General features: G+C 71.2%; 14 protein-coding genes and 1 riboswitch. Of the genes, 6 read left to right on the top strand and 8 right to left on the bottom strand.

Going from position 1 to position 13,281, the window contains the following annotated elements; all coding sequences use genetic code 11:
- The first annotated feature begins 178 nt into the window (after nt 1–178).
- Nucleotides 179–1,006, top strand: coding sequence for an SGNH/GDSL hydrolase family protein (locus AB0C75_RS32375; RefSeq protein ID WP_362895513.1), 828 nt, complete (start codon nt 179–181; stop codon nt 1,004–1,006).
- A 39-nt stretch (nt 1,007–1,045) separates the two neighbouring features.
- Here AB0C75_RS32375 and AB0C75_RS32370 read toward each other — a convergent pair whose 3' ends face one another.
- Genes AB0C75_RS32370 through AB0C75_RS32350 form a run of 5 tightly spaced genes read right to left on the bottom strand, consistent with a single transcriptional unit; the run spans nt 1,046 to nt 6,440 of the window.
- Nucleotides 1,046–2,008, bottom strand: a complete 963-nt coding sequence (locus AB0C75_RS32370) for an STM4011 family radical SAM protein (RefSeq protein WP_362895511.1) — start codon at nt 2,006–2,008, stop codon at nt 1,046–1,048.
- 14 nt (nt 2,009–2,022) lie between these two features.
- Entirely contained in the window at nt 2,023–3,390 is a 1,368-nt protein-coding gene (locus AB0C75_RS32365) for an STM4012 family radical SAM protein (protein ID WP_362895509.1), read from the bottom strand.
- A complete protein-coding gene (locus AB0C75_RS32360; RefSeq protein WP_362895520.1) occupies nt 3,387–4,199 on the bottom strand; it encodes an STM4013/SEN3800 family hydrolase in 813 nt (270 codons plus the stop codon). The genes AB0C75_RS32365 and AB0C75_RS32360 overlap by 4 nt, the downstream gene beginning before the upstream one ends.
- Nucleotides 4,200–4,236: 37 nt before the next feature.
- Nucleotides 4,237–5,475 (bottom strand): STM4014 family protein, encoded by a 1,239-nt coding sequence (locus AB0C75_RS32355; RefSeq protein ID WP_362895518.1) that lies wholly within the window; start codon nt 5,473–5,475, stop codon nt 4,237–4,239.
- Nucleotides 5,476–5,483: 8 nt separating this feature from the next.
- Entirely contained in the window at nt 5,484–6,440 is a 957-nt protein-coding gene (locus tag AB0C75_RS32350; protein WP_362895507.1) for an STM4015 family protein, read from the bottom strand.
- Between the two features lie 175 nt (nt 6,441–6,615).
- Between AB0C75_RS32350 and AB0C75_RS32345 the strand changes: the two genes are divergently transcribed.
- Nucleotides 6,616–6,942: a hypothetical protein gene (locus AB0C75_RS32345; RefSeq protein WP_362895506.1), complete on the top strand. Its 327-nt coding sequence runs from the start codon at nt 6,616–6,618 to the stop codon at nt 6,940–6,942.
- An 84-nt stretch (nt 6,943–7,026) separates the two neighbouring features.
- Nucleotides 7,027–8,028: a DUF6745 domain-containing protein gene (locus tag AB0C75_RS32340; protein ID WP_362895504.1), complete on the top strand. Its 1,002-nt coding sequence runs from the start codon at nt 7,027–7,029 to the stop codon at nt 8,026–8,028.
- Between the two features lie 35 nt (nt 8,029–8,063).
- Here the strand turns inward: AB0C75_RS32340 and AB0C75_RS32335 are convergent, their stop codons facing one another.
- Nucleotides 8,064–8,675, bottom strand: coding sequence for a TetR/AcrR family transcriptional regulator (locus tag AB0C75_RS32335; protein WP_362895502.1), 612 nt, complete (start codon nt 8,673–8,675; stop codon nt 8,064–8,066).
- A gap of 64 nt (nt 8,676–8,739) precedes the next feature.
- Here AB0C75_RS32335 and AB0C75_RS32330 point away from each other — a divergent pair, with 64 nt between their 5' ends.
- The 3 genes from AB0C75_RS32330 to AB0C75_RS32320 all read left to right on the top strand — a co-directional run bounded on the left by AB0C75_RS32330 (nt 8,740) and on the right by AB0C75_RS32320 (nt 11,520).
- Nucleotides 8,740–9,174 carry a PPOX class F420-dependent oxidoreductase gene (locus AB0C75_RS32330; protein WP_362895500.1) on the top strand — a complete coding sequence of 145 codons (435 nt, stop codon included), beginning with the start codon at nt 8,740–8,742 and terminating at the stop codon, nt 9,172–9,174.
- Between the two features lie 122 nt (nt 9,175–9,296).
- On the top strand, nt 9,297–10,493 hold the full coding sequence (locus tag AB0C75_RS32325) for an MBL fold metallo-hydrolase (protein ID WP_362895498.1): 1,197 nt from the start codon (nt 9,297–9,299) through the stop codon (nt 10,491–10,493).
- Nucleotides 10,494–10,918: 425 nt separating this feature from the next.
- A riboswitch (cobalamin riboswitch) is annotated at nt 10,919–11,043 on the top strand.
- A 126-nt stretch (nt 11,044–11,169) separates the two neighbouring features.
- Nucleotides 11,170–11,520 carry a (2Fe-2S) ferredoxin domain-containing protein gene (locus AB0C75_RS32320; protein ID WP_362895516.1) on the top strand — a complete coding sequence of 117 codons (351 nt, stop codon included), beginning with the start codon at nt 11,170–11,172 and terminating at the stop codon, nt 11,518–11,520.
- 97 nt (nt 11,521–11,617) lie between these two features.
- Here the strand turns inward: AB0C75_RS32320 and ligD are convergent, their stop codons facing one another.
- Entirely contained in the window at nt 11,618–12,535 is a 918-nt protein-coding gene (ligD, locus tag AB0C75_RS32315) for a non-homologous end-joining DNA ligase (RefSeq protein WP_362895497.1), read from the bottom strand.
- A 100-nt stretch (nt 12,536–12,635) separates the two neighbouring features.
- On the bottom strand, nt 12,636–13,262 hold the full coding sequence (locus tag AB0C75_RS32310; protein ID WP_362895495.1) for a DNA polymerase ligase N-terminal domain-containing protein: 627 nt from the start codon (nt 13,260–13,262) through the stop codon (nt 12,636–12,638).
- Nucleotides 13,263–13,281 lie beyond the last annotated feature (19 nt).

Genomic DNA, 13,281 nt, shown 5'->3' with positions numbered 1-13,281 from the left:
CGGCCGTCCAGAGCGGGTTGCGGGGCGCGGCCGGCAGCCCCGCGGTCTCGGCCAGAGGCTTCACGGTGCGGTACACGGTCTCCGTTGCCTCCGGGCTGACCAGGTGGTCTTTCTCACCACCCGTCAACCCCTCATTACGGTCGCGTAGGTCACATTAGAAGGTGCAAGATAAGCGCTTGTGGCAGACGATTCGAGAAACAAACAACGAGGCATCATCGGGTCGTACGCAGCGATTGGCGACAGCTTCACCGAGGGCGTCGGCGACCCCGGCCCCGGCGGGACGCTCGTCGGCTGGGCGGACCGATTCGCGGTGCTCCTCGCGGACCAGCTCCCGGTCCCTGATGCGGCGGGCGACGCCGCGGACGACACGCACGGGAATTTCCGGTACGCCAATCTCGCCGTACGCGGACGCCTCCTCGACCAGATAGTCGAGGAGCAGGTACCCCGCGCCAAGGAACTCGCCCCCGACCTGGTGAGCTTCTGCGCGGGCGGCAACGACATCCTCCGTCCGGGTTCCGACCCGGACGACGTGGCAGAGCGCTTCGAGCGTGCGGTCGCCGATCTGACGCAGGCCGTCGGCACCGTCATGGTCACCACCGGCTTCGACACCCGTGGCATCCCCGTGCTCAAGCACCTGCGGGGCAAGATCGCGACGTACACCGCGCATGTCAGGTCCATCGCCGACCGCTACGACTGCCCGGTCCTCGACCTGTGGTCCCTGCGGTCCGTGCAGGACAGGCGGGCCTGGGACAACGACCGGCTGCACCTCTCGGCGGAGGGCCATACCCGCGTCGCGCTGCGCGCCGCCCAGGTGCTCGGCATCGAGGTGCCGGCCGACCCCGACCAGGTGTGGCCCCCGCAGGCACAGCGTGGAGCGCTCGAGGTCCGCCGCGACGACATCAACTGGGCGCGTGAGTACCTCGTCCCGTGGATCGGCCGCAGGCTGCGCGGGGAGTCCTCGGGAGACCACGTCGCGGCCAAGCGCCCCGACCTGCTGCCGCTCTGACGCCCTTGCGGCGCCCCTGGCAGGCCCGCCGGCCTCCGGTCAGCGGCCGACCAGGGGGAGCCGCCTCCCCGGGCCCGGGGACACGAGCCCGTCCGTGGCGGGTGTCTCCGTCGGACCGTCCGGGGCCGGCGTCCCTGTCGCGCCGGCCGGGATCCGCAGGGGACGGGCCGGTATCCGCTCCAGCACGCCGCCCGCGAAGACGTCGTACAACGGCAGTGTCTCCAGATGCACATAGCCGATGTGGCAGTCGCACACATCGAGCGGGCAGCCGCGCGGGCCGAGCGAGCCCCGGTAGCTGCCGTCGTAGAGATTGCCCAGCTCGGCACGGACGAAGTGGCAGCGGCGCACCGTACCGTCACCGTCCACCGACACGACCGACTCGCCGGTCCTGCACGGCAGCCCGGCCGAGCGGTGCGGATGCCTGCTGTAGGCGAACAGCGGGTCCAGGGCGGTCCAGCGGTCCGCCTGCTCGTCCGTGTAGGTGTGCCCTTCGGCGGCGTTGACCCAGAGGTACACCTCGGGCGGCAGCGCGGAGCGCAGCCGGCGGGCCTCCTCCAGATGCTCGTCGAGGCCGACGATCCCGACGCTGTGACGCACCCCGAGGGCCGTCAGCTCCCGGCACCGCCCGAGGAACCGCTCGTACGGCGTCTGGCCCGGGTGGTAGGTGCACCACAGGGCCACCTTGTCGCGGTCCGCCCCGGCCAGCCAGCCGGTACGGCCGCTGAGGTTGGTCTGGATCGCGACCCGGCCGATGTGCTCCAGCTGCGACAGCTCGACGAGCGCCTTCCGGTACCAGGACCGCACCAGGCCCTCGCCCCACGGAGTGAACAGCACACTCAGCCGGTCCTCCGTCTGCCCGGCGGCCCACACGGTGAACCGCTCCAGCGCCGCACGGTCCGACCGGAGCTGCTCCACGCTGTCCCGCCTCTTGGCGAAAGGACAGTAGGGGCAGTCGTAGTCGCAGGAGGCCAGCGGGCCCCGGTAAAGGATCGTCAGGTCCATGCCCATCGCTCCGCTCACTTCGCCTCGTACGCGGCCATCGCGGCCCGCACGGCAGGAGAGAACAGCTCGGGGCCCAGCGCGTCGGAATGGGCCAGGCCCTCGGGGGAGAGGCGCAGCAGGGAGGGGCCCACCGCCCCGTCCAGCCAGCCGCGCGCGGAGAAGAGGTCCAGCTCGGCGGGGAAGTCCTCGTACGGGTCGGTGCCGAAGCGCTCGCGGTACCCGGCGGGCCGCATGCCTTCGGCCTGGAGCAGCGACTGCAGGAGGTGGCGTCGGCGCGCCTCGTCCTCGTCGACGTACCTGCCGACCTCCGCCCGGGAGAAGTCCTCGGTGGTGGTGAAGCCGTCGATGATGCCCCGGACCTCCCGCGTCTCCACCGCGTAGTCGAAGGAGTAGTGCAGGGACGAGGTGTAGGAGCGGGCCCCGCAGCCGAGCCCGATCATGCCGTCGGTCTGGCAGGCGTAGTCCTCGGGGCCCGCCTGCGGTGCGTCCGCGCGGCGGAACATCCGCATCGACACCTGCTCGTAGCCCTGGGCCAGCAGGTGGTCGCGGCCCGCGCGGTAGAGCGCCAGCCGCTGTTCGTCCCAGGCGCTGTCCGGTCCTCGCGGTGGCTCGGCCCCGTCGGCCAGACGTCCGAGACCGGTCAGCGGGCGCACGTACAGCGGATAGAGGTACAGCTCCTCCGGGCGCCAGGCCAGGGCGGCGTCCAGCGAGGTGCGCCAGCTCGCCTCCGTCTGGCCGTCGATGCCGTAGATCAGGTCGATGTTGAGGACCGGGATACGGGCGTCGCGGATCCGGCCGAGGGCGGCCTCCACCTCGGAGCGGTGCTGAGGCCGGACCGCCGCCCGCGCCTCGGCGTCGACGAAGCTCTGCACACCGATGCTCATCCGGGTGGCGCCCCGGTCGGCCAGGACGGCCAGCCGGTCCGCGGTCGCCGTCGAAGGCGAGGTCTCGACCGAGAGGGGCACCGCCCTCAGATCGGCGCCCATCCGCTTCTCCGTGATGTCGCAGAGGCGCTCCAGCTCGCCCGCGGTGAGAAAGGTGGGGGTGCCGCCGCCGAACGCGGCGGCGGCGAAGCGCACCGGCTCCTCGTCGCCCAGTGCGTCCCGGACGGCGGTGGCCTGGCGGTCGAGCGCGTCGAGGTAACGCGTCGTCAGCTCCTCGGGCGCGCCGATCCGGGTGAACAGATTGCAGAAGCCGCAGCGGACCTCGCAGAAGGGTATGTGGAGGTAGAGGGAGAGCGCGTCCTTGCGCTCCGCCGCCCAGAGCTCACGCAGCGGTGGTCGTCCGCCGGGATGGCCGTCGAGCGGGCGGTAGGCCGTCTTGTGCGGGTAGGCGTAGACATAGCTGCGGTACGGACCGGTGCCGTGCGTGGTGCCGGTCATCGGGTCACCTCCGGTTCGAGGAAGAAGTGGGCATAGGGCACCGTCCACACGGCTTCGTGACCGATCCGGTGGCCGGTGTAGCCGTCGTCGCCGTACGCCGTGCCGTGATCGGAGCAGACGATCGCGAAACATCGGCGACGGCTGCTCGCCGCGGCGAAGAGCCGCCCGATGTGCCGGTCCACATACTCCAGGGCCGCGGCGTGTGTGGCCCTGGAGTCCCCCGCGTCCGCCGTGGCCCCTGGCAGGTGGAACCAGTTGGGCTGGTGCAGCGCCGACACATTGACGAAGAGGAACAGCCGCTGGTCAGCGGGGAGTTCGGAGACGACCTGCACGGCGCGCTCGACCTGCGACTCGAATGACGTCGGGGATGCGACACCGAACTCCGGCTCCCAGTGGCTCTCCTGGAACATGCCGGGCAGCACCGAGCCGAGCGGTGGGCGGCGGTTGAAGAAACCCACACCGCCGACGCACACCGTGCGATAGCCCACGGCTGCGAGGCCGGAGAGGATGTCGGGGGTCTCATGCACGAAGGTGCCGTCCGCGGTCGACTCACTGCCCGCGAAACGGGCGGCGAACAGCCGCGGGTGAGGTCCCGGCGCGGCGGGCGTCGGCAGGAAACCGGCGAAGATCGCCTGATGGGAGGCGTAGGTGAAGCTGCCCGGTGCATGCCTCTTCTCCCAGACGCCGCCGGGCAGATGCCGCACGAGATTCGGGATGCGCCCGGCCGCGGCCAGCTCATCCGCCACGTCGAAGCGCAGGGTGTCCAGCGTGACGAGCAGGAGATCGTGGCTGCCCACGATCTCGTTCATGTCGGGGTTCGCGGTCAGCGCGCCGCGGGAGGTGGGATCAGGGGACATCGGTGACACGGTCGTTCCTTGCTCGGTCGTTGCTCGCCGGAGCCTTGTCCGGCAGGGCATCCGGCAGGGCATCCGGCACGGAATCCGGAGCGGTGCCCGCCACGGCGGCGATCTGCGCCCCGTAGGTGTCAAGGCCCTCCGCCTCGCTGCCCGGCAGGCCGGTCAGGCGGGGCAGGAGGTCCCCGAAGGCATTCACCTCGCCGACGCAGAAGCGGCGCCACCCGGTCGTCGGCAGCAGATCGACGCCCACGCACAGCGTGTCCGGGAAGCAGGCCGCGGCACGCTCGCACAGGGCCAGGGCGGCGTCCCAACTGCCGCCCGCCGCCTCGATGGCGGCCCGCACCGCGTGCAGATCACCGCGTGCGCCGCCCAGGTGCAGATTGGTCATGGGGGAGCGGCTGGTCCGCACGACCGCATGGGTCGCCCGTCCGGCGACCACCACGACCCTGAGGTCGGCGGCCCGCCCCCGCTGGCTCGCCTTGGGCACCCAGCGCTCGATGTGCAGTCCGTCGGGGGCCAGGGCGTCGACGAGGGCCGCGACCTCGCGCTCCGTCGTGCGGTGGCGCACCCGCAGGGAGTTGAACAGCCGTCCCTCCTCGTCCTGCTCCACGGAGGTGGCCGCCCGGATCCTCCCGGAGCCCGCCGTCTCCAGAGCGATCACCCCGGAGGCGGAGGAGCCGTGCGCGGGCTTCACGAACACCCTCGGCATCCTGTGGTCCGTCAGCAGCCGGCGCACATCCGCCCACCCCCGCACGGGGCCGGCGTCCGGTCCCGAGGTGGGGGAGTACGGCACGGGCACCCCGGCGGCGTCGAGGACGCCGTGACAGAGCCGCTTGTCGAACAGCACCGCGATGTCCTCGGGGTCGTCCAGCAGCACCGAACCCGCGGCTGTGGCCGCCCGGGCCACCTCCCGCACGGCCGAGGTGAAGCGCGCGTACCAGCGGGCCGAACCCTCGACCCTGGTCGGATCGGCTCCACCGCGCAGCAGCCGGTCCACCTCGGCGTCCTCGCCGGGCGAATCGACGCGCACGGTCTCCCCCGGAAGGAAGACCGCGTCGCCCCGTAGTACGTCCGGCCAGGACACCGTGCGCGCGGCGGGCAGGCCGGCGGCGCGCACGGCGTCCTGGAAGAGGCCGACCCTTCGGCCGGCGGGAATTCCGACGACCGCGAAGCGTGGCGTCCCGCTGCTCGTAGACGGCGGCGCGGCGTGCCTCGTCGTACTCGGGATGACCGTCCTCACTCAGCGACCGCGGTGTAGCGGCCCTCGGGACCGCGGTTGTCCCACGGCTCGGAGCGCCCCGACAGATCGACCGACACCCCGTGCGGCTCCAAGGCCTCCTTGACACGGCGCTCCATCGGCTCGGTCAGGAAGTGGTGGTGCAGGTCGAGGGAGGTGAGATGGGTGAGCGGCTGGCCGTCGAGCAGGGCCGCCGCGCCCTCGTCCCCCAGCGTGCCGTTGGACAGATCGAGCGTGCGGAGCTGCGCGACGACCGGCGCCGAAGCGATCGCGGCGGCGATCTCACTCTGCAACTCGCTGTTGCACAGGCCCAGATGGCGCAGTCGGGGGAAACGGCCACCGGCGAGCAGCGGTGCCAGGTCCGGGACGGTCGCATCGCCCCCGTAGGCGGAGACGCCGAGCCAGAGCTCCAGGTGCTCCAGGGCGGGCAACTCGCTGTCCAGCACTCCGCGCAGTGCCTGGGCGGGCAGGCCACCGCTCTCGAAGGTGAGCTCACGCAGGGCCTCGTGCTTGACGGGCGGGAACACCAGGTCCGTGCCGCCACGCACCCCGAAATGGGTGAGGGCGGGGAAGGTGGTGAGCAGAACCGTGACATCCGACTGCTCGATCCAGGAGATCTCGGCCTCCTCGGCCGTCAGATCCCCGACGAACACGGCCTTGAGCGAGGTCAACCGGTCCGCCGCGGCTGTGACGAGCCCTATGGGGTAGGTGGAATTCTCTTCGTACGACTCGCCCCACTGCCCGATGATCAGGGCTTCGACCCCTGACGGATCGACGGCGTCGAGGAAGGCGCCGAACTCCTCCTCCCAGGTGACCTCCTCGTCGTCACCGAACGGGTCGACGCTGACGCGCCAGGCCACGTCGCCGGCCGCGGGGCGGGGTGCCCCCTCGGTCTCGCGCCGGAAATCGACGGCAGGAAGGCCGAGCAACTCGTGCAGACGGTCCGCTTCGGACATGGCACCGATCTCCTGATGCTGGGGACGACTGATGTCCGCAAGGTTTATCAAGCGCCACTGACAACGGGGTGACCGGGCCCTGGCCGTCCGGTGGTCCGGGCCCGATGTCAGACCCCCCTCGTAGCGTTTTACCTGTGACCGGCACAGCGGGTGCCGGTGCGGAGGGGAGACGTCTGTGTACCGGCAGGGTGACGTGTTGATGGTGGCGCTGGAGGAGTCGGAGGTGCCCGCACACTTCCTGGACGCACCGGGCGAACGGCGCGACGGGCGGGGGCGGCTGGTCCTGGCGCTGGGAGAGGTCACCGGCCACGCGCACGCGGTGCAGGGGCCCGGCCGGCTGATGCGGGAGGCGGGGCCGTTCGGCCCGATGCTGCTTCATCTCCCCGAGGGCGGACGCGTGGTTCATGAGGAACACGCAGCGATAGCGCTGCCGACGGGCTGGTTCCGCGTCGTGCGTCAGCGTGAGTACGCCCCGGGCGCGGTGCGGGTCGTCGCCGACTGACCGTTCCCTGCGCCCGGTTGCCCGGTGATGTGCGGTCAGAACAGCCGAAACACAGGAACACAGGAACAGGGGACGGGGATTCCGATGCAGTACGTGAACGCGTGGCGGGCCGTGGCGGCGGCGACGGGTAGGGCCGACCGTGGCGCGGCCGAGGACGGGGTGCGGCTCGCCTACCGCAATGCGGGGCTCGCGGAGCCGGAGCGCATCATCTGGGCGGGCTCGCCGAGAGCGGCTGTCGAGGTGGTGGAGAAGCTGTCCGGCGCGGGACGCTCGGTGCGCGAGGACGTCCGCACCCGCCCCTGGGCAGAGGAACGACGCCGGATGTACGACGAACTGGGCCCGGCCGGCTGGTCCGCTCTGTGGTCCGCCACCGGCGCCCAGCTGTGGGAGACCACGGCCGCGCTGGCCGAGCGGATACGGACAGGAGTCGTCGCCGAGCTCGCCGCCGGGCCCGAGGAGGAGTCCGCCGTCCGTCTGGTGCTGCTCGACGCGGTCCTCGGCCAGCACGACGCCGCCTGGCTCTCGGCCTTCGACGGCCGTGGTGACCGGCTGACCGGACTGGCCGAGGTCGCCAGGAACGCCGGCTGGTGGTGGCCCTACGAGCACGCCGTGGTGATCAGCGAGCGTCCCGAGGAGCTCCACCGGGACGAGGCGGGACGGCTGGACCGCGGCGACGGCCCCGCCCTGGCCTACCCGGACGGCTTCGCCCTGTACGCCTGGCGTGGAATGCCCGTGCCGGTCGAATTCCTCGACAGTCTGGCAAGCCTGACTCCGGAGCGGATACGCGCCGAGGAGAACGCCGAGCTGCGCCGCGTGATGCTGGAGTTCCACGGCTACGACCGCTACCTCTCGGAGTCCGGCGCGCAGCCGGTGCACCGGGACGAGACCGGCATCCTCTGGCGCATAGGGATGGAGGGGGACGAGGACGTCGTGATGGTCGAAGTCGTCAACTCCACCCCCGAGCCGGACGGCACGCACCGCACCTACTGGCTTCGGGTACCACCCAGGACCCGGACCGCGAAGGAGGGCGTCGCCTGGACCTTCGGGCTCCAGGGAGAGGCCTACGCGCCGGTGCGCCAGACCTGACAGGGCGCAGCGGCAGCCGTAGCCGTAGCCGCGGCTCAGGCGGTCAGGACCGCGTGGTCGATGCCGAGTTCGCGGGCGAGCGCCTCCTCGGTCCACCGCAGCATGGTGGCCGTGGAGAGCGGACCCGCGTACGACGTCATCTGGACGGCCAGCCCGTCCAGGAGGGCCGTCAGCCGCCAGGCCACGGACATCGGATCGTCGCAGTGGAACTCACCCGCCGCGGCCCCCTCCTCGATCACCTCGGCCAGCTCCGCCTTCCACTGCTGGTCGAGATCTCCGGCCACCTCGCGCAGTACCGGATCACGCAGCGAGGACGCCCACCCCTCGATCCACAGCCGCCAGCCCTTGGCCTGCCCGGTCGGCGCGTACCAGCGCACGGCGGAGCGGAGCCGCCTGAGCGCGCTGGTACGCCGGGTCAGCAGCATGCGCAGATGGGCGAGATCGGCCTCCGCCGCGTACGCGAACGCGGCGCCCACCAACTTCTCCTTGGACGAGAAGTGGTAGAGCACCAGCGCGTTGCTCACACCGAGAACGGCGGCCACATCGGCGATACGGACCGAGGACACACCACGGACCTCGATCTGCTCGACAGCGGCACGCAGGAGCTCCTCACGCCGCTCCGCCACACTCAGCCGTACTCTCACCATCCGGTCACCCTAAGCGCTGTCCCGGATGAGGAATCCTGCGGAGGGCCCGGACGTTGGAGTCGGCATGACGGAACCTGCGCGCGAGGCACTGCTACGACTCATCGGGGAGCACGACGGCGGGGTGCTGGTCACCCTGAAGCGTGACGGCAGGCCCCAGCTGTCCAACGTGAACCACGCCTACTACCCCGACGAAGGCGTCATCCGGGTCTCCATCACGGAGGACAGGGCGAAGACCCGCAACCTCCGCCGGGACCCGCGGGCGAGTTACCACGTGACCAGCGACGACCGGTGGGCGTGGACCGTCGCCGATGCCACCGCCGAGCTGACCCCGCCCGCCGCCGATCCCCAGGACGCGACCGTGGAGCAGCTGGTCACGCTCTACCGGGACGTCCGGGGAGAGCACCCTGACTGGGACGACTACCGCCGGGTGATGGTCCAGGACCGCAGAGTCGTCCTGACGCTGCGGATCGGGCATGTCTACGGCCAGCCGGGTGCCTGACGCGGCACTCCCGGGGAGACGGTTCAGCGGACGGCGCGATGGTGCTCCGTTCACCGCCGAGCCCTCGCTCTGTCCTGCCTCCCGACCATAATGAGACGACACCGACTCCCTCAGGAGATGTAGTGACCGGCGCCGACAACCAGCCTTCGCTTCGTACCAGACTCCGCTCGCTGCGCCCCGACGCCTTCGGGGCGGACCCGGCGGGGACCCGGATGGAGCGGATCCGCCGCTCGCCCAATTTCGCCGACGGAGTGTTCCAGAACCCGGAGGGGGCGCGGACCAGGCCGTCCGGCTCCATGCTCGAATTCGCCAAGGTGTACTTCCACAAGGAGCAGCGGGCCCGCAGATCCCCGCTCGGCACCGTGCCCGTGCACGCCACGACCCTGGCCGATCTTGCCGCGCCGCCGGCGTCCGGCCTGCGGGTGACCTGGCTGGGCCACTCCAGCGTGCTCGTCGAGATCGACGGCCGCCGGGTGCTGTTCGACCCGGTCTGGGGTGAGCGCTGCTCGCCGTTCGCCTTTGCCGGTCCCAAGCGGCTGCACCCCGCACCGCTGCCGCTCGCCGCGCTCGGGACCGTCGACGCCGTCGTGATCTCCCACGACCACTACGACCACCTCGACCTGCCCACGATCAAGGCTCTGGCCGGGACGGACACGGTCTTCGCCGTACCTCTCGGCGTCGGCGCGCATCTGGAGCGCTGGGGTGTGCCGCTGGACCGCATCCACGAGCTCGACTGGAACGAGACCACACAGATCGCCGGCATCAGCCTGACCGCCACCCCTGCCCGGCACTTCTGCGGCCGGGGTCTGCGCAACCAGCAGCACACGCTCTGGGCGTCGTGGGCCGTCGCGGGCCCGGAGCACCGGGTCTACCACAGCGGGGACACCGGCTATTTCTCCGGCTTCCAGGACATCGGCGCCGAGCACGGCCCCTTCGACGTGACGATGATCCAGGTCGGTGCCTACTCGGAGTACTGGCCCGACATCCACATGACCCCGACCGAGGGCCTGCGCGCGCATCTGGACCTCCAGGGCGGCAGGCCCCACGGTGCGCTGCTGCCCATCCACTGGGGCACCTTCAATCTCGCCCCGCACCCGTGGTCGGAGCCCGGGGAGTGGCTGAAGGACGTGGCTGAGGAGGCCGGGCAGGCAGTGGCGTCCCCCCGTGCGGGGGAACCGTTCGAACCCGCCGGGGAGCTCCCCACGGATGCTTGGTGGCGCGCGGTGTCGGCGCCCATCGCGCGCCCGTGGCGCCGTTCGGAGGCAGCGGATGCGACACCTGTACACCGGGAGGAAGTCGACCTCGCGGGCGAGCGATGACGAAGGACAAGGGGGATCCTGAGTAGCTCTCCCGGTTGCTGAGTGGCCTGCCCCCGTGAGCAGCAGAGGGGCCCATCCGCGGGCGACTGCCGATGGGCCCTCAGTCCGTTGCTTCCACGGCGAGCCCGCGGGGGCGAAGGCCGCAGCCGCACCCGCTGCCTGTCACGCCACGGCCGGCGCGACGACCACACGCCGGCCGTCAGCCACGGTGGCGTAGCCGCAGCGGGGCGTACACGGAACACATCATCGGCTCCGAGACGCTCCGCGCACACCCGGCCATCCTGGCCGCACCACCTGAAACGGGCTGCCCCGCACAGAGGCTGGGAACACTCCCGTCGAACAGCCTCGTAACTGTGCGACGAGCAGGCCAGGGCCATGCGCAGCGGCCGGATGCGATGATGGCTGCGACAGGGCGACGGCGGTCCGAGGAAGCCGGTGAGAATCCGGCGCGGTCCCGCCACTGTGATCGGCGAGCGGATCCCGGAGACTCCACTACCCCCACAGGGGTGGGAAGGACGGGACGAGTGTTGAGCCGAGAGCCAGGAGACTCACGCGGTCGCCTCCTCGATGGATGCCGGGGCGGATCTCCCCGGGGAGAGGGCGGTTCAGCGTGCCTGAAAAGCCGGACGAAGGAACCTTGGGCGAGGCCGCAGCGACGGGGACGGCGGCCGGCCAGGTGCCGTGCCGGATCGTCGTTTGCCGGGACTGTTGCTGCGGCACCGCCAAGGTGAGCGGAATCGATCACGCCGCGCAGACCGCACGTCTGCGCTCCGAGGCACCCGTACGTGTCTCCGACTGCCTCGACGTGTGCGACCAGGCCAACGTTGTCGTGGTGCAACCTTCCTCCGCGGGCCGGGCAGCCGGTGCCAGGCCGGTGTGGCTGGGGCTCGTCAACGATCCCCGAGCCACCGAGGACATAGTGGATTGGGTACGCGCCGGCGGCCCGGGCGTCGCTCCCAAGCCCGGGATACTCGACCTGTACGCCTGCCTGCCGCCCAGCGCCGCGCGGTCTCCCAGAATCCCGTGAAGGATCCTGTCCTGGCACTCGGGGCGGTCGTGGCAGAGGCTCGGGACGTGGCGGCGGCCATCGGCGGCCTCTTCGCCCTGCGCGGGCGGTCGTCGGCTCAGCTGAGCTTGTCGAGTCGTTGGCGGGCCGCGTCCAGGGACCTCCCGCGGCCCAGCCCCGACCAGGGCTCGGCTTCGGCGAGTTCCACGATGGCGTCCACGTCGCGCAATGACCAGCTCCGGGCGGTGAGGTCCGGGTCATCGAGGCGGTCCCAAGGCAGCGGCACGGCGACGGGCGCGCCCTTCCTCGCGCGTACCGACCAGGGTGCGACCGTGGTCTGGGCGTACGCGTTGCGCTGGACATCGAGATACAGGCGGTCGCCGCGCGAGTCCTTGCGTACCGCGGTGGTGAGCCGGTCGGGGTCGCGGGCGGCAAGGATTTCGGCCACGTCCCTGGCGAAGGCGCGGCAGTCGTCGAACCCGCTGCGTCCGTCGAGGGGGACCGTCACATGCAGACCGCGGGAGCCTGTGGTCATCAGCATGGTGGGGAGCTTCAGCTCGTCCAGCAGTTCCTTCGTCCGGCGAGCAGCATGACGTACCGCTTCGAAATCGTGACCCGGCGGGTCCAGGTCGAAGACCAGACGGTCGGGGTTGTCCAGATGCGCGGTGGTGGACAGCCACCGGTGCATGGTCACGCAAGCCTGGTCGGCGAGGAAGACCAGGGTTGCGGCGTCGTCGCAGACGACATGCCGCACGGTACCGCCGGCCTTGGTGACCTCGACGGTGTGCACCCAGTCCGGGTAGTGGTCCGGGGTGTCCTTCTGCATGAAGTGCGGCCGCTCGGCGATGCCTTCGGGGTGGCGTTCCAGCATCAGTGGCCGCCCCTTCAGTTCGGGCACCATGTACCGGGCGGTCCGTCGGTAGTACTCGGCGAGATCCGCCTTCGTCAGATCGCCGTCCCCCGGGAAGAGCACCTTGTCCGGCCGGTGCACGTCGAGAGTGCGCCGACCGGCCCGGACTCGATGCGTGTCGTTCATGACCGCCCGGTCCCCGTGCTGCCGGGCCGCGGTCCGCCCTGGTCACGGGGGCGCAGCCGCAGCCGGGTCAGGTCGACGCCGTCCAGCCGGGTCAGGTCATTCATCCGGTTTCCTCCGAAGCCTCTTCGGCGACCTGCCTCAGCGTGCGGCCGCTGCGCGCCGAACGTGCCCGGTGCGGATCGGGGGCGGGCCTGCCGTCGGCGCGGGCGTCCTTCTTCTTCACCAGCAGCCAGGACTCTCGCTCGCCGGACTCCTCACCTCCGCGGAAACGGGTGAGCGCATAGGCGCCGTGCAGTTTGGACCCGTCGAGACGGAAGCTCGCGTGGCCGTGCTCCAGAGCCTCGGCGAATGTGCGGCCCTTGCCGTCCGTGCCGGCTGCCAATGGTTCGTAGGTGCCCTCGTCCCAGACGATCACAGGCCCCGCCCCGTACTCGCCCTCGGAGATGACACCCTCGAAGGTGCGGTACTCCATCGGATGGTCCTCGGTGGGCATCGCCAGCCTCTTGTCGTGCACGTCCGCCGTCGGCCCTTTCGGTACGGACCAGGATTTGAGGACCCCGTCCACCTCCAGGCGGAAGTCGAAGTGCATGGACGTCGCGTCATGAATCTGGACCACGAAGACCGGCTTCCGGCCGGCGTCGGCTCCCTCGCCGCGCGGCTCTCTCGTGCGGTCGAATCGACGCTTTCCCCGGTAGGCCGTCAACTTTCCGTCTCGATCGTCGTTCACGCCCAGCTCCTCCCGCGTC

The organism is Streptomyces sp. NPDC048565, from assembly GCF_040650935.1.
Lineage (GTDB): Bacteria > Actinomycetota > Actinomycetes > Streptomycetales > Streptomycetaceae > Streptomyces.
This window is presented reverse-complemented; position numbering and strand designations above follow the sequence as displayed.

What these genes read in the sequence shown, in the direction of transcription:
- AB0C75_RS32370 (WP_362895511.1), bottom strand. Translation starts at nt 2,008, where the DNA reads ATGGACCTGACGATCCTTTACCGGGGCCCGCTGGCCTCCTGCGACTAC.
- AB0C75_RS32365 (WP_362895509.1), bottom strand. Translation starts at nt 3,390, where the DNA reads ATGACCGGCACCACGCACGGCACCGGTCCGTACCGCAGCTATGTCTAC.
- AB0C75_RS32360 (WP_362895520.1), bottom strand. Translation starts at nt 4,199, where the DNA reads ATGAACGAGATCGTGGGCAGCCACGATCTCCTGCTCGTCACGCTGGAC.
- AB0C75_RS32350 (WP_362895507.1), bottom strand. Translation starts at nt 6,440, where the DNA reads ATGTCCGAAGCGGACCGTCTGCACGAGTTGCTCGGCCTTCCTGCCGTC.
- AB0C75_RS32340 (WP_362895504.1), top strand. Translation starts at nt 7,027, where the DNA reads ATGCAGTACGTGAACGCGTGGCGGGCCGTGGCGGCGGCGACGGGTAGG.
- AB0C75_RS32335 (WP_362895502.1), bottom strand. Translation starts at nt 8,675, where the DNA reads ATGGTGAGAGTACGGCTGAGTGTGGCGGAGCGGCGTGAGGAGCTCCTG.
- AB0C75_RS32330 (WP_362895500.1), top strand. Translation starts at nt 8,740, where the DNA reads ATGACGGAACCTGCGCGCGAGGCACTGCTACGACTCATCGGGGAGCAC.
- ligD (WP_362895497.1), bottom strand. Translation starts at nt 12,535, where the DNA reads ATGAACGACACGCATCGAGTCCGGGCCGGTCGGCGCACTCTCGACGTG.